20 protein-coding genes are annotated in these 16,174 nt (G+C 59.6%); 10 read left to right on the forward strand and 10 right to left on the reverse strand.

Annotated features, from left to right (window positions below; translation table 11 throughout):
- Positions 1-39: 39 nt before the first annotated feature.
- The gene (locus BN871_RS27630) at positions 40-519 is read left to right on the forward strand and encodes a hypothetical protein (RefSeq protein WP_021879703.1); all 480 of its coding nucleotides are present in this window, start codon (positions 40-42) and stop codon (positions 517-519) included.
- Between the two features lie 122 nt (positions 520-641).
- Positions 642-950: a DUF1871 family protein gene (locus BN871_RS11195; RefSeq protein WP_021879702.1), complete on the forward strand. Its 309-nt coding sequence runs from the start codon at positions 642-644 to the stop codon at positions 948-950.
- On the opposite strand, the gene BN871_RS11200 is transcribed toward BN871_RS11195, so the two are convergent.
- The 4 genes from BN871_RS11200 to BN871_RS11210 all read right to left on the reverse strand — a co-directional run bounded on the left by BN871_RS11200 (position 944) and on the right by BN871_RS11210 (position 3,459).
- On the reverse strand, positions 944-1,630 hold the full coding sequence (locus BN871_RS11200) for a DUF4367 domain-containing protein (RefSeq protein ID WP_198158035.1): 687 nt from the start codon (positions 1,628-1,630) through the stop codon (positions 944-946). The two genes, BN871_RS11195 and BN871_RS11200, sit on opposite strands and share 7 nt — an antisense overlap.
- 92 nt (positions 1,631-1,722) lie before the next feature.
- Entirely contained in the window at positions 1,723-2,013 is a 291-nt protein-coding gene (locus tag BN871_RS26795) for an RNA polymerase sigma factor (protein WP_083436385.1), read from the reverse strand.
- A gap of 34 nt (positions 2,014-2,047) precedes the next feature.
- A complete protein-coding gene (locus BN871_RS26800; protein WP_198158036.1) occupies positions 2,048-2,299 on the reverse strand; it encodes an RNA polymerase sigma factor in 252 nt (83 codons plus the stop codon).
- 269 nt (positions 2,300-2,568) lie between these two features.
- Positions 2,569-3,459, reverse strand: coding sequence for a formylglycine-generating enzyme family protein (locus BN871_RS11210; protein WP_174806390.1), 891 nt, complete (start codon positions 3,457-3,459; stop codon positions 2,569-2,571).
- Between the two features lie 382 nt (positions 3,460-3,841).
- On the opposite strand from BN871_RS11210, the gene BN871_RS11215 reads away from it, so the two are divergent.
- Positions 3,842-4,480 carry an NAD(P)-dependent oxidoreductase gene (locus BN871_RS11215; RefSeq protein WP_048746014.1) on the forward strand — a complete coding sequence of 213 codons (639 nt, stop codon included), beginning with the start codon at positions 3,842-3,844 and terminating at the stop codon, positions 4,478-4,480.
- 163 nt (positions 4,481-4,643) lie between these two features.
- Positions 4,644-5,177 (forward strand): cysteine hydrolase family protein, encoded by a 534-nt coding sequence (locus BN871_RS11220; protein ID WP_048746015.1) that lies wholly within the window; start codon positions 4,644-4,646, stop codon positions 5,175-5,177.
- A gap of 176 nt (positions 5,178-5,353) precedes the next feature.
- Here the strand turns inward: BN871_RS11220 and BN871_RS11225 are convergent, their stop codons facing one another.
- From BN871_RS11225 to BN871_RS11240, 4 genes are all read right to left on the reverse strand, one after another.
- Complete coding sequence (locus tag BN871_RS11225; RefSeq protein WP_048746017.1) at positions 5,354-6,280, reverse strand: TauD/TfdA family dioxygenase; 927 nt, start codon at positions 6,278-6,280, stop codon at positions 5,354-5,356.
- Between the two features lie 52 nt (positions 6,281-6,332).
- The gene (locus tag BN871_RS11230) at positions 6,333-7,367 is read right to left on the reverse strand and encodes an aliphatic sulfonate ABC transporter substrate-binding protein (RefSeq protein WP_048746018.1); all 1,035 of its coding nucleotides are present in this window, start codon (positions 7,365-7,367) and stop codon (positions 6,333-6,335) included.
- A 122-nt stretch (positions 7,368-7,489) separates the two neighbouring features.
- Positions 7,490-8,413: a TauD/TfdA family dioxygenase gene (locus tag BN871_RS11235; protein WP_048746019.1), complete on the reverse strand. Its 924-nt coding sequence runs from the start codon at positions 8,411-8,413 to the stop codon at positions 7,490-7,492.
- Positions 8,414-8,646: 233 nt separating this feature from the next.
- On the reverse strand, positions 8,647-9,267 hold the full coding sequence (locus BN871_RS11240; RefSeq protein ID WP_048746021.1) for a TetR/AcrR family transcriptional regulator: 621 nt from the start codon (positions 9,265-9,267) through the stop codon (positions 8,647-8,649).
- Between the two features lie 286 nt (positions 9,268-9,553).
- Here BN871_RS11240 and BN871_RS11245 point away from each other — a divergent pair, with 286 nt between their 5' ends.
- Both BN871_RS11245 and BN871_RS11250 read left to right on the forward strand, forming a co-directional pair.
- Positions 9,554-10,318: an ABC transporter ATP-binding protein gene (locus tag BN871_RS11245; RefSeq protein WP_048746023.1), complete on the forward strand. Its 765-nt coding sequence runs from the start codon at positions 9,554-9,556 to the stop codon at positions 10,316-10,318.
- Between the two features lie 118 nt (positions 10,319-10,436).
- Positions 10,437-11,261, forward strand: coding sequence for an ABC transporter permease (locus BN871_RS11250; RefSeq protein ID WP_021879691.1), 825 nt, complete (start codon positions 10,437-10,439; stop codon positions 11,259-11,261).
- A gap of 87 nt (positions 11,262-11,348) precedes the next feature.
- Here the strand turns inward: BN871_RS11250 and BN871_RS11255 are convergent, their stop codons facing one another.
- On the reverse strand, positions 11,349-12,704 hold the full coding sequence (locus BN871_RS11255) for an NAD(P)/FAD-dependent oxidoreductase (protein ID WP_048746029.1): 1,356 nt from the start codon (positions 12,702-12,704) through the stop codon (positions 11,349-11,351).
- Positions 12,705-12,709: 5 nt separating this feature from the next.
- Positions 12,710-13,402 (reverse strand): 4'-phosphopantetheinyl transferase superfamily protein, encoded by a 693-nt coding sequence (locus BN871_RS11260; RefSeq protein ID WP_021880191.1) that lies wholly within the window; start codon positions 13,400-13,402, stop codon positions 12,710-12,712.
- A 286-nt stretch (positions 13,403-13,688) separates the two neighbouring features.
- On the opposite strand from BN871_RS11260, the gene BN871_RS11265 reads away from it, so the two are divergent.
- The 4 genes from BN871_RS11265 to BN871_RS11280 form a co-directional block, all read left to right on the forward strand.
- Positions 13,689-14,429, forward strand: coding sequence for a thioesterase II family protein (locus BN871_RS11265; RefSeq protein WP_048746031.1), 741 nt, complete (start codon positions 13,689-13,691; stop codon positions 14,427-14,429).
- Positions 14,422-15,249, forward strand: a complete 828-nt coding sequence (locus BN871_RS11270) for an SDR family oxidoreductase (RefSeq protein ID WP_048746033.1) — start codon at positions 14,422-14,424, stop codon at positions 15,247-15,249. Before BN871_RS11265 ends, BN871_RS11270 begins: the two co-directional genes overlap by 8 nt.
- A gap of 15 nt (positions 15,250-15,264) precedes the next feature.
- Positions 15,265-15,756, forward strand: a complete 492-nt coding sequence (locus BN871_RS11275) for a hypothetical protein (protein WP_048746034.1) — start codon at positions 15,265-15,267, stop codon at positions 15,754-15,756.
- Positions 15,743-16,174, forward strand: a 432-nt coding sequence (locus BN871_RS11280; RefSeq protein ID WP_048746035.1) for a hypothetical protein, incomplete at its 3' end; no start/stop codon positions are given. The genes BN871_RS11275 and BN871_RS11280, both read left to right, overlap by 14 nt.

A 16,174-nucleotide genomic window follows, 5' to 3' on the forward strand; every position in this document is an offset into this window, starting at 1 on the left:
CGAAGGCCGCCGGAGTGGCATARTGGAGGCTGATTTAGCATGTATCGTAACGTAAGGATCATCGGCATTTTCTGGAGCGTTTTTTTCGCAGCGGCCTTGATATTCGGTTCCATGAGCTCACCGTTGTCGGCAGCTTCGGCTGACGGAGCCAAAACATCGCCTCCTCCTCCGGTATTCTCCACCTTTGGTTACTACGACAGTTATACCTATCTCGGCTATGGCAATGAATCTATCTATTCCGAAAAAGGAGTCATAACATTAACGGCGATGACCCAGTCCAAAACGACGGTCTCGGAATTAGGCGCTACCTTCCAGCTGCAAAAGTGGACGGGAACCCAATGGATCGACTCTGGAGTGCTAGCTACATTGAGTTCCAAAGATACGAACGTATTCCAGAATTCCGTCCTCCGCACAGGTGAAACAGGGTACTACTACCGCGGCAAGATCGTACACTTCGTCAAAAACGGTTCCGTGACCGAGCAGGCGTCGGCCTACACCGCCAACCTTCTCTGCAGCTAAGACTTAATTCATTATTCCATAACAAAAATAAGCGGAGTTCAACATAACGACTCCGCTTTTCTTATGAGGAAAGTCTTCACAATCGACTAGAACGCTATCACGCGAGAGGGGATTGACTGCGTATGTTTGAACTGATTAGAGACGTCGTGAACGAGTGGGATCCCTTTAATCTGTTGCGATCATACTGCTGTCCTCCCGATGAATACAAGCACGAGGTGAGGGCAATCGTGTGCCACATTCATGATAATATAACTGCCGAGGAGCTTTCCTTCCGCATCAGCGCCATCTTCAGCAACCACTTCGGAGAGAGCGAAAAATGCAAAGGCACGCTTCGCGTCGCTCAAAAGATTATCGAAGGTTTAAGACATCAAGGCCTGTTGCCGCGGCTTCGTCCCGAACCCCTGCCCTTCAATCCTTCCTCCTCTCAATAGATATCTTCGGCTATCTGCGTAATTTCTTCCGGAGATAACTCTCCGTATATCAAGATAAACAGATCGCTCTTCATGTATTCAAGGCTCACTCCCATGTCATTTTCCGAGTGAAAGAGATACCCATTAATGCCGTCGATTTTGATTTCCTGATAATCCGCTTTGCCGTTGAGTTCGCCGCCTGTTGTGACCAATTCACCCGCCCTGACCTTCCGCACCGTGACCGTGAATATCTTGCCCTCGCCATTGCTGTAGTTCAGAATGGCGCTTTCCGACTTGCCTTTTTTGCTGCTTAGAATCATGGCTTCTTTCAGCTCGTACCCATCAGGGACATAATTCATCGCGGGGAACTCCATATCCGCATGCGCTTTGGCATCCTTCAGGCTGTGGAAGCTTTGCTGCTCGGTTGCTCCGCCCGGCTCATCGGTGCTGCCCTCCGGCCCCGAATGCTCCGGAGGGGGCGCCGTTTTCGGTTTGACCGCATTGTCGCCGTCCGATCCGAAGATCAGCTTCACGACGTCATCCTGGATGGACTTGACCGCATGGAAGAAAGGAAACGCCTGCGATTGCACTGGAGCTCCCAACAGGACTGCTCCTACCAGTAACGAAGCTGCGATATAAGGAAGCATCTTCATCCGGGAACGCCTTTTTGCCCTGCGTCCAAGCTGCTTCTTGACCTTCATCCAGGATATCTCCGGATCGGGCACGAATTCATGCTTGCCGGAGGCCTCGGCTATCGCCCGGTCGAACAACTGGTCGAATTCTTCGTCGCTTTTCATTTTTCCGCCTCCCATTCCTTCAAAAATCTCTTCCTCATCGCTTCCCTCACCCGGAAAAGCTTGTATTTCACCGTTTCTTCCGTCGTGTCCAGCCTGAGGGCGATTTCCTTGTAGCTTAGGTCCCGCTTCCAGCGAAGCTCGATCAAGGATTTGTATTCGGGCTTGATGTCCTCGAGATACTTCTCCAGAGCCTCTATCATAAGCTTGAGCTCGATTTGGCTTTCGATGTCGCCTGCTTCCGTCGCGTAAACGGGGCTTTCGTTAATGTAAACATGATCCGAATCCATTTCGTTGCGATTTTTTTTCGATTTTTTGAAAAAATCATAAACCGTATTTTTTTACGACAACATGAATCCAAGCCTTCAGCTTGGCTTCGTTTTCCGCCGCCGGCCTCTTCTTGATTACTTTGAGGAAGGAAATCTGGATGATGTCCTCCGCTGTCGCATGATCCTTGACCATGTAGATGATCGGAGAATAAACGAGTTTATAGTATTCCATGTATATCTCTCTCTGGAGATCCGGGTTCAATGCAACAAAATCGTCTGTAGCGATGAAAAAGAGTTTGCTTTCCATTACTGCCACGTTCCCCCATGTAAGAATAGTCAGCCTGACCATGAAGATAATAATTCGAATAAAATTCCAGATTTATTGAATAATAAATTGAAAACCCGACATTTTCCGTGTTTGTTTCCTTCTATGTCCATGAACGGAATACCTTCCGGAACGGCTGAAATGGAATCTCTCCAGCTCAAAAAAACCTGCCCCCATGGACAGGTTTTCTAACCTTATACAGATGGAATCGGCATTCGGGTCGGACCGAAGCCCTGCTTGCAAAGAAAGGCTCAGCAATCCGCCGCCACCCGGAAGCCGGCATTGCCCATGGAGCTGTCCGGCGTATTGGAGCTGCGCGCCGCTACGCGGTACCGGTTGCAGTAGGAGCGGTGGCATAGGTAGGACCCGCCCCGGATGGATTTTTTGCCGGTATCCTCCGCGTAGAAGGGATTTACCTCCTTCGTCTGGCGATGGTAATCGGGGGCGAACCAATCCCGGCACCATTCCCACACATTGCCGGCCATATTGTACAAGCCATATCCGTTGGGAAGGTAGGCATGGACGGGGGCGGTTCCGACGTAACCGTCGCCGGCATTGTTTTTGACAGGAAATTTCCCTTGCCAGATATTGCAGCGATGTTCTCCATCCGGCTTCAGCAGATCTCCCCATGGATATGTTCTGCCCTCGAGACCGCCGCGGGCGGCGTATTCCCACTCCGCTTCGCTGGGAAGCCTCGTGCCGGACCAGGAACAGAACGCCTGCGCGTCATTCCAGGATACATGCACGGCAGGATGGTCGCCGCGATCGCGGATAGTGGAATCCGGTCCCTCCGGCGCTCTCCAGCTGGCACCTTCCACGACCAGCCACCAGGGAACGCCGGCCGGAACGCGGCTTACCCGGCGTCCGATCTCTTCGGATACGAGCAGCTGGAACACGAACGACCAGCCGAACGCCTCCGCCTCCGTGACGTATCCGGTGTCGCGGACAAAGGCTGCGAACTGGGCATTGGTGACTGCATAAGGCGCGATTCGAAACGGATCGAGCGTCACGCTCCGCGACGGACCCTCTCCATCAGCAGGAAACCCGTCCTGGGCGTCGTTGCCCATCCGGAAGCTGCCTCCGGGCAGAAGCACGAGCTCACGGCGCACCTCGGCGGCAGCGTCGGGGATCTCTCTCGGCATTCCCTCCCGCCCCTCCGGACCTCCGTCAGCGGCCGGGATCGACGCCGCCTCTCCGGATCGAAGCCTCACGGAAGCATCGTTATTGCGGATCGACACTCCGGACAGCCTGCGAGCCGTCTCTCCTTGGTCCCTGTCTCCCGCACAGGAGCATGAATCCATCCCTGCCCTCCCCTTTCCAAGCCTTTCCTATTGCCTTCATCATACTTCACCTATAGGCCCGCTGTCCTTTCCCCGCCACAAAATAATGGACAAAACGAACTAGTTGTAACCATAATAGTTATAACGTTGCCGGAAGCCCTATTTCCGCCTCCTCAGGCGGTCGCGTTTGGTCGATTCGGCGTCGGGAATACTAAATACGAACCCATTCGAGGAGGATACAAGCATGAAGATCGGTATTATCGGAGCGAGCGGCAAAGCAGGAAGCCTGATTGCGGAAGAAGCCGTCAACAGGGGGCATCAGGTGACCGCGATCGTGCGGGACGCCTCTAAGGTGAAAAACCTTTCGCTGCAGATGCTGGAAAAGGAAGTCTTTGACCTGAAACCTGAAGACCTCCGTCCGTTCGATGTCGTCGTCAATGCATTCGGCGCCGCTCCCGGCCAGGAACATCTCCACGTCGAAGCAGGCAGAAAGCTGATCCAGCTGCTGACGGGAAGCGATACCCGCCTCATCGTAGTCGGAGGCGCAGGCAGCCTGTTCGTCGACGAGGCGCATTCGGTACGCGTCATGGACACGCCTGATTTCCCTAAAGAGTATTTTGCGACCGCTTCGAACCAAGGACAGAACCTGACCGACCTTCAGCAATCGCAAGGACTGGATTGGACGTTCATCAGCCCCGCCGCCTTCTTCCATGCGGAGGGCAAGCGCACGGGCTCCTATCGGAAAGGCGGCGATCGCCTGACGGTCAACGCCAAAGGAGACAGCTACATCAGCTATGCGGATTATGCCGTCGCGCTTGTGGACGAGATTGAAAGTCCCGCCCATCGCGGCGAGCGCTTCTCGCTCGTCGGCGAAGCGGAGTAAGGAACGGAGGCGGCCAGCGGGATCAGCTCAGCCTGTCCCAGTCGCAGCCAAGCCAGCCGGACTCATCCGGCTGGCTTTTTTTGACTACACGGATTGCAGAAAGAACGTTTGTTCCTATATAATAAAGGGGATAAAAACCTGAATATGGAAAGAGGTCGGAATCATGAGCAAGGTTACAGCCCTGCTGGTCATCGATGTCCAGAACGGCATGTTCGAGGAACCGGAACCGATGCATGACGGCCCAGGCTTGCTTGAGCGCATCGAGAGCCTCATCGGGAAAGCCAAAGCAAGCGATGCCCCTGTAATCTATGTCCAGCACAATGAGGACGAAGGCTATCCTTTGGCGACCGGCAGCACCGGATGGGGCATCCACCCTCGGATCGCGCCCACAGCTGGGGAGCCGACGATCCAGAAGCATGTCCCCGACGCTTTCCAGAACACGGACCTGCAGGAGGTGCTCACTCGGCTTGGAGTCGGGAGACTGGTCATGGCCGGCCTCCAGACCGACATGTGCATTGCGGCGACGGCCAAGGGAGCCCATGACCGCGGCTATGAGGTGGCCGTCGTGAAGGACGGGCACAGCACCTGGGGCCAGGGCGGGGAGAGCGGTCTCCAGATCATCGGCCGGTACAACGATAAGTTCCGTTCGTTCGCCGCCAATCCTTCCGCCTCCGAGGTGGACTTCCGCTCGGCATGACAGCGCAAATCCGTGTCCGCCAGGGCGGACAGGATTCCTTCGCTTCATCCCTCACCTCCATCCGACAAGCACGAGTCTGACCGCTCCGCCAGCCAGACGCTTCAACGAAGGAGCAATAAAAGACCAGCCGATGACGGCTGGTCTTTCCGGCCGTCGCCCACGCCGGCTTCTGCTTTTCAGGATACCTTTTCCTGCTCCTCCTCCAGCGGCGCAGGCTGAATGACGCGGCTGCGGCGGCCGTCAAGGCCGACCGGAACGTCGCCGGCTACGGTCACCCGCCTGACGACGCGATGCTGGCTGCCGTAATCGTTGACGGCGTAATGCTGGGTGGCGCGGTTATCCCAGATAACGACGTCCCCGGGAGACCAGCGCCAGCGTACCGTGTTCTCCAGCCTGGTCACATGCTCTTGCAGAATGGCAAGGAGCCGGTCGGAATCCGGCGTTTTGAACCCCGCGATCCGCTTCACGAAGTGGCCCAGCAGCAGATGGCGCTCGCCCGTCTCCGGATGGACGCGGACAACCGGATGCTCGGTTTCATAGACCGTCGAAGCGAACACCTCGCGATGCCGGCGAATCTGCTCGGCCGTCGCATCCCGGCGCACAGCCGCATAATCGTACGCGTTGCTGTGGATCGCCCGCAGGCTGTTCGCCAGCTCCTGCAGCTCCGGCGTCAGATCGTTGTAGGCCGCCGCCGTATTGGCCCATACCGTATCTCCCCCGGCAGGAGGCACGACAACCGCCCTCAGGACGGATGCCTTGGGATAGGCATCCACGAAGGTCACGTCGGTATGCCAGGAGTTGGCGCGGCCGCCATGCTCGGAATCCAGTTCAAGGACCGCATTCGTGCCGTTTTTGACCGGTACGGTCGGGTGGGCGTACAAGTCGCCCAGAAGCTTCGCGAATGCTTCCTGGCCCGCGTCGTCCAGGTGGCTCTGCCCGCGGAAGAACAGCACCTTGTAAGAGAGCAGGGCTTCCTCGATGGCTTTCAACTCATCGCCTTGCAGGCTGGCGGACAGCTTGATTCCTCTGATCTCCGCTCCGATGCGTCCTGCCGCAGGCGCAATCTCCAGTTGAACCTCTTGATTTTGAACGGCTTCGCTCATGTTCTTCTCCTCCTTGGCGGCTATGCCGCGATATCGTTTTTGACAGGCACCGTTATTTCAGCGCCTCGATGACGAAAGAGTCATTGATGGCAGATTTGAAGTCCGCCTTCTGCTTCAAGAACTGGTTTTGCAGCAGGATGCCTGCCGACTCTTCCTGAGCCTGAAGCGACTCCGGCGTATAAGCGGACAGCCTGGTCGCACTGCGAGAGAGCACCTGCTTGATGATGCCGGCCGGAATCTTCGTCTGCGCGGCGTACAGCCCGGCAGCCTCGTCGAGGTTGTCATTCTGCCATTTGACCGCCTTGTCGTACTGCTTCAGGAACTCGACGACCAGATCGGGATGCTCCTTCGCGAATTCCGTATGCGCGATCATGGACACCGGGGCGTAGATCTCCGTTTTGACATCCAGCACGCTTGCTTTTTTCTGCTGCACGTTCAAGGTCACATAAGGATCGATTGTAACCCAGGCGTCCAGCTTGCCGGCCTCGAAGGCCGCCTGCCCATCGTCGAACTGAAGATTGATGATCTTGACATCCTGCTGGGTCAAGCCCGCTGCCTGCAGCACTTTGATAAGAAACACATGAGAGGTCGTTCCTTTGGCGGCGCCGACCGTCTTCCCCTTCAGATTCTCGACGGAGGCGATCGGACTGTCCGTCGGGACGAGAATGGTGTTCAAGTCTCTCCCTTCGCTGATGAGCCCGATCACCTCGAAAGGAAGCTTGTTGGCGACCCCCGATATGGCGGCTCCATCGCCAAGCCAGCTGAGATCCACCCGCCCCGAGACCAGAGATTCCAGCAGCGGCGGACCGCTGGTGAACTTGCTCCAGACCGCTTCCGCATGATGGGACTTGAAGGCTTCGTCCAGCCACCCTTTCTCCTGGGCGATGATAAGCGGACTGAGTCCTCCGTTGAGGGCGATATGGACCTTGACCGGTTCGCCGCCCTGCTCGGGGGCTTTGGCCGCAGCCGCTTTCCCTTGTCCTGCGGAAGCCTGCGTATTGGAATGGCCGCTGCCGCATCCCGCGAGAACCAGGCCGAGCACGATCGCAGCGGCGAACGCGATGCCGGCTGTACGGTTTCTCTTCATCTTCTCTGCCCCTCTCCCTGGCTCTTAAGCCCCTCTCTCTCACTGTCTAGCCCATACACTCTCCGGCTCCATACACTCTCTAGTCTCAAATACTCTCTAGCTCCGCTCACTCCGAACGATGCTCAGTAAGGCCGGCCGCCCGCGATGGACACCCGTTCCGCCACCCTGCGGTTAGGGAAGTAATCGGAAGCCGCATAATGCTGCGTCGCCCGGTTGTCCCAGAGCGCGATGGAATGCGGCTCCCAGCGGAACCTGACCTGATACTCGGGAACATGGGCCTGACGGAACAAGCAACCGAGCAGCTGCTCGCTCTCTTCCTCTTCCAGCCCGACGATGCGCACCGTGAACGCCGCGTTGACGAACAGCGTCTTGCGCCCGGTCTCGGGATGCGTCCGGACGACAGGATGCTCGGCGGCGGGGAACTCCTCCTGCTTGGCGGCCAGCACCTCCGGCGTCATGAACCTGCCGAAGGAAGGGGTGAAGTCATGAATGGCAGACAGCCCGTCGATTCTCTGCCTGATTTCTTCCGGCAGGTTGTCATAGGCAGCCCCCATGTCCGCCCAGAGCGTATCTCCCCCAAGCGGAGGCACCTCCGACAGGCGCAGGACCGAGCCGAGAGCAGGCTCCAGCCTCCAGGTCACATCCGTATGCCATACATTTTCGTTGCCGGTCATCGTGGCATCTTTCTCGAAACGGGTAATCTCGTCCGCGCTGCCCTTCGGCAGGAAGGGATGCTTCTCCAGCTCCCCCCATTCCCGGGCGAAAGCAAGCTGCTGCTCGCTCGTAATCGGCTGATTGCGGAAGAACAGCACCTTCCACTCCAAAAACGCTCGCTGGAGCTCGGCTTTGACGTCAGGCTCCAGCGGTTCAGCCAAATTCACGCCTTCGATCTCGGCTCCAATGATCGGTCCAAGCGGCTTCAGCGTGAACAGCGTGTACGGCCGCTCGCCGGACAAGCCATCCGGCTGCCTGCGAAGCTCTCTTGCTCCCGCACGGAATTCGCGGGACGGAAAATAATGGCGGGAAAACGGAATGGTCTGGCTCATGAACCAACCTCCTGAAATGAATAAATTATATTCCTACCTGAATTCTTGGTATTAAGATTAAAAAAAAGGGACGTCCCAAGAATTCAAGCCGATGCGGGCCTGAATCTCTGGACGTCCAGTCGATTCAAAGAAAGACGATGAGAGACGATCGAGAAAATCGTTCACCGAATGAGTTTCCATTCACTCTGTGGATTGACCAAATCGTATCAGCATGCCGCCAAAGATGTCAACCCTCATTTTTCCAAATTTTCGGCAGCGGCATCCGGCGCCGGGCGAATCATCTTCAGCAGCAGCTCGATCGTCTCCTTGGTCGCCGGCGCGTAACCCCGCATATCCAGCAGCATCAGGTTCTGGATCAGCGTGCCGAGCAAGGTGGCCAGCTGCACGGGATCGCCAGGCATGACCGAGCCGTCCTCCTGCCCTTCGCGAATCAGCTCCACCAGCAGCTGGAGGTTGCCGTCCGCTCTTTCCAGAATGACCGCTTTGTCCTGAGCCGGGAGCAGATCCGTGAACAAGGCCTGCAGCAGCACCAGATACATGTCCGGGCTTCCGCCGCTGGGCAGGGAGCGTTCCGCCAAGCAACGGAATTTGTCCTCCGCGCTGCCTGGCATGGAGATCGTTTCCCGCAGGACAACGCCGTAGCCGAGCTGCCCCTGTTCGATGACGGCGAGCAGAATCTCGTCCTTGGACTTGAAGTAATTATAGACATGTCCCTGGCTCAGCTTCGCTCCGGCGGCGATGTCGCTGATCTTGGTCAGCATGCCTCTGCGGGCGAAGATGCGGGCCGCGGCTTCAAGAATCTGCTGCCGCCGCTCCTCCCTCAGCAGCTGGTCCTTCCTTTGATTTCTGGGCATGACGTTCCTCCATGATGTCCTTGAGCTTGTTATCGTTCCCTCCAGTGTAACGCATCCCTCCAGGCATGAGAAGAAGACGGGACCGTCGAGCTCCTTAATTCCCACTTTCCCAATCGGTTATTGACAGCCCGGAATCCGCGATGCTAAGATGAGCCACAAGTTGAATACTTGATCAGCCTGTAAAGGAATCGACCGGAGCGACTGGAGATTCGGCATGCATATCCATTGCTGCCGGTCTCTTTTTTTTTCGCCTGGACTCAAAAAAGCCGAAGGGGAGGGAGCATGCATGCAACCTGCAGTGGAGATAAAAGGCGTCAGCAAGACGTTCCGGAGCGGCCATGCCGATACGCATGTGCTGGACCGCGTAGACCTGACCGTCCGGGAAGGAGATTTCACGACTTTGATCGGACCGAGCGGCTGCGGCAAGAGCACGCTGCTGAAGATCGTCGCCGGATTGGATTCCGATTACGAGGGCGAAGTGCTGCTGGAAGGAGAGGCGGTCCGCGGTCCGTCCCAGGAGAAGGGAGTCATTTTTCAGGAGCATCGCCTCTTCCCCTGGCTGACGGCGGAGCAGAACATCGCGGCCGACCTGTCCCTCCGGAATGCCGACGTCCGCAGGAGGACCGACGAGCTGATCGCTCTCGTCAAGCTCGGCGGCTTCGAGAAAGCCTACCCCCGCCAGTTGTCGGGAGGCATGTCGCAGCGGGTCGCCATCGCGCGGGCTCTCTTGCGGCAGCCGAAGGCGCTGCTGCTCGACGAGCCCTTCGGCGCGCTGGACGCCTTCACGAGAGCGCATCTTCAGGAGGCTCTTCTGGATATCTGGCAGACCCGCAAAACCTCGATGCTGCTGGTCACGCATGATATCGACGAGGCCGTATTCCTCTCGACCCGCGTCGTCGTCATGGATACGAAGCCCGGCCGCATCAAGGCTTCCGTACCGATCGACCTGCCTTATCCGCGCTCGCGCTCCAGCCGCTCCTTTACGGAGCTGCGGACGGCCGTGCTGGGCCATCTGGAGCAGAGGCAGGAGCAGGAAGCCTACAGCATTTAAGTTCTTTTGGGCTCGCATGAACATCCGGGATCTTGCCTAACGGCCGATTCCCCTTCAACTAAGCGCAGCTGCTGCCATTATCCCGATTCCCTGATAAAAAAAGGAAGGTGATGTCCCTATGTCCGTATCCTTGGCAGCTCCGGAAACCGCTCTGGAAGCGAAGCCCCCGGCTCACCGGAGAAAACGCCGCGGCGTCTTCCTGCGGGGCGCCGTTCTCCCGGCCTTGATCGTCGCCGTCTGGCAATGGCTCAGCTCCGCGGGACTGATCTCGGAGCAGCTCTTCTCCTCGCCTTGGCTTATCCTCAAGCAGTATGCCGCGCTTGCCCGATCGGGCGAGCTGCCCCATCATCTGCGGATCAGCCTCATTCGGGCTTCGCTCGGCTTCCTGCTCGGCGGCGGCACCGGCCTCCTGCTCGGCCTGTTCGTCGGCATGTACCGCCGCTTCGAGGAGGTCGTCAATCCGACCGTGCAGATGCTTCGCACCGTGCCGCTGCTGGCCATTACGCCGCTGTTCATCATGTGGTTCGGCTTCGGGGAGCTGTCCAAGGTGCTGCTCATCTCGCTTGGAGCCTTCTTCCCTCTCTACGTGAACACGTTCCTCGGCGTCCGCAACGTCGACGCCAAGCTGTTCGATGTGGCGCGGGTGCTGGAGTTCAGCCGCTATCGCCAGATGACCCGGCTCGTGCTGCCGGCGGCGCTGCCGAACATCCTGCTCGGCATCCGTCTCTCGCTCAGCATCGCCTGGCTCTGCCTCGTCGTCGCGGAGCTGCTCGGCGCCGACAGCGGAGTCGGTTATATGATCCAGGACGCGCGCGCCTTCATGGCGACGGATGTCGTGTTCGTCGGCATCACGATTTTTGCCCTTGTCGGCAAGCTGTCGGATTCTCTTGTCCAATTTCTCGAGAGGAGGCTGCTCCGCTGGCAGGACAGCTATAAAGGCTGAGTCCCCTTCCTCGTTGTGCGTGAACCAGGCAAAAAAGCGTCCCGAAGGACGCTTCGACGCGGCTGCCGCCATGGTGCGGGAGCCGCTTTATTCTTTTCCTTGGACGAGATAGGTCAGATCCGACGCCGCGCTCGGGTACGCGAACAGGACGGAGGAGATGTCCTTGCCCGTCAACCCGAAGCGGATCGCGGCCGCGAAATGGTTCACCAGCTCGTCCGCCGTGCTTCCCAGCAGATGGGCGCCCAGAACCTGGTCCGAATCCGCGTCCAGGATGACCTTCATCATGACCGCTTGCTCATTGGTCCGCTTGTACGTGTACCATGAGGCCGCATCCAGCTTGTTCACGGCCACGTTCAAGCCCCGCTCCAGCGCCTGCTTCTCCGAGAGGCCCACCGACGCCAGCTTGGGCACGGTAAAGACGACGGTCGGCACCTCGCTGTAATTCGGCTCCTGGCGGCTGCCCTGCAGCATGTTGCGGGCCGCTGCGGCTGACTCCACCGAAGATATCGGGGTCAGCGGAGGCCCTTGCGTATCCGCGCAGTCGCCGGCCGCGTAGACGCGCGGATTGCTGACGCTCTGCAGCCAGGAGTGGACCTTGATGCCGGCGCTGCCGCCCTCCACGGAGCCTTTGGGCAGATCAAGCCCGTCCACGTTGGCGACCCGGCCGGCTCCGTGCACGGCAAGCCGGCAGGCCAGCCGGAGGAGCTTGCCGTCCTTTTCCGCTTGAACGGTCAAGCCGCCTCCCGGTTCTGCCGCTATCGACTGCACCGCCGCTCCCAGATGGATGTCTACGCCGAGAGCCTCCGTCGCTTGGACGAGGCGGTCGACCAGATCCGGATCGAAGCCGGCCAGCGGCCGCTTCCCTCGATGCAGGATATGGACCTTCGCTCCGGCGCGCGCCGCCATATGGGCGAACTCGAACGAGATATATCCGCCGCCGATGAATACGATCTCCTCCGGCAGCTCCTCCAGCTCCAGGAATTCGTCGCTGGTCGCGAGCAGCTCTTCGCCTTCGATTCCGAGCGAGGCAGGCCGCGCTCCCGTGGCGAGAAGGATACGGCTTCCTTTCAGCCGGGCTTCGCCGACCTCGATGATATCCTCCGACGCGAACCTCGCCGTCCCTTTCCATACCTCAATGCCCGCCTCCCGGAATTCCTTCTCCCTGGATTCCGGCACGCCTTCGATAAAGCCGTTTTTGAAAGCCATCAGCTCCGGCCAGGAGATGGACGCATCGCCCGTTACGCCCTTGCCCTTCATTCGGCGGTTCCAATCCACCAGCTCCGCCGCGCCGGCCAGCACCTTCTTGGGATCGCAGCCGCGCAGGGCGCAGGTGCCTCCCAGAGGGCGGTTCTCGACGAGGGCGACCTTCCACGGAGTTTTGTTGCGAGAGCAAAAAGGGAAGCCCCTTCGCAGGGGCTTCCCTTCTTTTTGAGGCGCAGCCATCCGGCTTACCGTCCCAGCCGCTCCTCCAGCTCCGCAAACGAAACGACTTCCGCATGGCCGGCAAAGTCCGGAACGCCGGAGCAGACGGACAGCTTGTAGCCCGGATCGAGCTCGTACTGGCGGAAATGCGCCGCCATGGGCAGAGCGGAGTCGACGGCAATGGAGCCGTCCGTTCCCATCCGCATGGCAAACGAGTCCAGCGGCAGCGACAGGCCCTTGCCCACGAACTTGACATAGCTTTCCTTGAGCGTCCACAGGTCGTAAAAAAACGCCAGCCTCTCATCGGGCGGACATGACTGCAGGCTGCCGACCTCCGCAGGCGCGAAAAACGACTCGGCGATCTCCATGGCGGCGGGACGGATCTCCTCGATGTCGATGCCGACCTCGGCCCGCTGCGAGAAGGCGGCTGCGGCCCATTTCCCCGCGTGGGAGACGTTGAACGCCCAGCTCCCGCCGCTTCGCAGATACGGCTTGCCGTATTCGCTGCAGGCGAACTCGATCTCCGCAGCGGCAAGGCCGCATTTGTCCATGAGCACTGTCCGCGCCAGGAGGTCGGCGACCAGCGACCGGAGCGCGTCCTCCTGCCGATGATAGCGGAGAATCCGCCTCCGTTTTTCCGGCCCGGCCAAGGCTGCAAGCTCTTCCAGCCGGCTTCTTTCCATGCCGGAAGGGATCTCGACCGCGTAAATCTCCACCATGGCAACAAATCCTCGCTTCCGATTGCATTTACGAAATCTTCTCTCATCTGACGACTACTTCGACGCTCCCATTATCGAATCCTGTCGTTTGCCATGGCGCAAGATCTCACAACGCCGGAGCAGGGCGGAAAACCCGCCGCAAGCCCCCCCGTTTCGACGACGGGAAAGGCGGGAAAGCCGCTTCCTTCCTATGTTTCTTGTCGAATCCTCCCGTTAAAAATCACTATTCGAATCAAAAAAATGAGCTATAATGAAAAAGATCAAAATTTGGAGGGGTGATACATTTATGTCACAAAATACTAGATCTGACATCCGTCTGTTCTGCTTTCCTTTCGCGGGGGCGGGGGCCAGCTTCTACAACGGCTGGAACGAGCTTTTGGGCGATTCCGCCGAGGTCGTTCCCATCCAGCTCCCGGGAAGGGAGCGCCAGATCGCCGAGGAGCCTTACCGCCGCATTCAGGCCGCCGCCGACGATTTCGCCCGGATGATCGAGGCGCAGAGCGACGGCAGGCCGGCGGCGCTGTTCGGCCACTGCTTCCTCGGCGCGACGATGGCCTTCGAGGTCGCCAGCCGGCTGGAAACGGGCGGAAAGGTGCCGGTGCTCCGGCTGTTCGTCAGCGCGGCCTCGTCCCCCGGCGGAACGCGAAGCTATTCCATGTCTTCGTATGACGACGACCGGTTCCTGGAGGAGGTCGCCAAGCTGACCGGCTATACGCATCACGCTTTTTCCATTCCGGATCTGAGGGAGCTGCTGATGCCGGCGCTTCGGGCCGACTTCGAGATGGACGAGACCTATGCGGCCGTACCGGGAGTCATGCTGAAGGCTCCGATTACAGCCCTGTATGCAGCCGGAGATTCGTTCGTGTCCAAGGAAGCGGTGGAGCGTTGGGAAGACTTCACGACGGGCGGCTTCAAGCTGGTCGAGGTGCAGGGCGAGCATATGTACATCACCGGAACGCCGGAGCAGGCGACAGCCGTCATGGCTCGCGAGCTCGCCGGCAAGGAGGGCGCGCATCCACATGGCTAGGCTCAAAGACAAGGTCATTCTCATTACCGGAGCCGGCCGCGGCATCGGCAGAGCCTGCGCGATTCTGGCCGCCGAGGAGGGCGCCGATCTCGTCCTCACGGATATCGGCGTCCCCATCGATTCCGTGCCGTATCCGCTGTCCTCGTCCGACCAGCTCGAGACGACCGTCCGCAGCTGCCGCGAAGCCGGAGCGAGCGTAGTGGCGCGCCTCGCGGATATGTGCGAGATGGACGACGTCCGGGAGCTCGTGGAGGAGGCGGTCGGCCGGTTCGGCCGCATCGACGCGGTTGTCAACAACGCCGGCATCGGAGCTCCAGCCGGCAAGGCGGCTCATCTGTACGAGAGCGAGGAATGGGAAATTCTGCTCAACGTCAATCTGTCGGGACCATGGAGGGTCATCAAGGCGGCCGCTCCGATCCTGCTGGAGCAGGGGCACGGGAGCATCATCAATATCGCGTCGACCGCGGGGCTGCTCGGTTACAAGCATTTTGCCGGCTACGTCGCCTCGAAGCACGGCCTGGTGGGATTGACCAAGTCGGCGGCGCTGGACTACGCCCCCCGGAACATACGGGTCAACGCCATCTGCCCGGGCCCGGTGTACGACGACGAGCGATTGGACGGGCATATGACCAAGGTCGTGGCCGACTCGCTCGGCATCCGGCTGGGCGACCAGGAGGCGATCGATCTGGAATCCGTGGCGCTCAATACCGTCGTCTCGCCGAGGGATGTAGCCGAAGCGATGGTATGGCTGGCAAGCGACGGGTCGCAGAGGGTCACGGGAACGACGATAGCCGTAGATGCCGGATATTCGGCCAAATAGACAGGGGGAATAATAATGAACGCCACACGGATGGCACCGGCTGCGGAGCTTGACCGCGCAGCCGCAACCCAAGTATGGATCATCCGGCTGGACGATCCGGCCGCGGTCGCCCGCAGCGAGCGGCTGCTGCTGAAGGACGCGAGCCCGGACTTCCGCGCCGCCGCCCGAGGCTGGGTGGAGCATGCCTGCTCCCGGGAGGACCTGGAGGAGAGGCTCCGCAGAGAATCGCGGCGCCCGATCGGCCGGAGCGCCAAGATGAGAATCGTGCTCGTGACCTGTGCAGAAGGCGATGCCGGCTTGATTGTCGCGGCAGACCGGGAGTCGGTGCCGGCCGAGCACCTGCTCGCGGCGGGCCGGCTATCTCGCCGGCGAGAGCGGGGACTTCTCGCCGGGCGATGCCCGAGGCATCCGGCTGGAGGCCGGACGGCAGCCTTCCTGGGGTATGCCGAGCTGGGACCGCGCGGCGGTATATCCCGACTCGCACGGCTGGATTTTGAGAGATCTTGATTCCGCCGCCGACCCTTCGACTCTCGCCGCGGCCTTGCTGCTCGCGCTGGAACGGTACGGCACCAAAAATGCCTCCATCTATATGGAGGAGAGCGGTCCGGGCTTCCGCAAGGCGGCATCGGGCTCTCTCGACAAAGCCGGGAGGGTTCTGCTGGCGGAGGAGAGCTTCGAACGCTCGGCGAAGTTCGATGGCGGCATCCTCGCAATCGACCTGCCGGATCCGGCGGGAGAGTTCATCCCCTGCCTCGCTCCGCCGCTGCCGGTCACCCTCAGCGCCGTCCGGTCCAAAGGCGTCCTGCGCTCCATCCTCATCGCCGCCAGCGAGAGCGTCATCCATCCGGCCGTCCTGGCCCAGTTCGCCGAGGTCTACCGGTTCTACCTGGAGCGGCTGCTCGCCGGCGCCCAGCCCCCCGGAGGC

The sequence above is a fragment of the Paenibacillus sp. P22 genome, assembly GCF_000469945.2.
In the GTDB taxonomy this organism is placed as follows: Bacteria; Bacillota; Bacilli; order Paenibacillales; family Paenibacillaceae; genus Paenibacillus_O; species Paenibacillus_O humicus.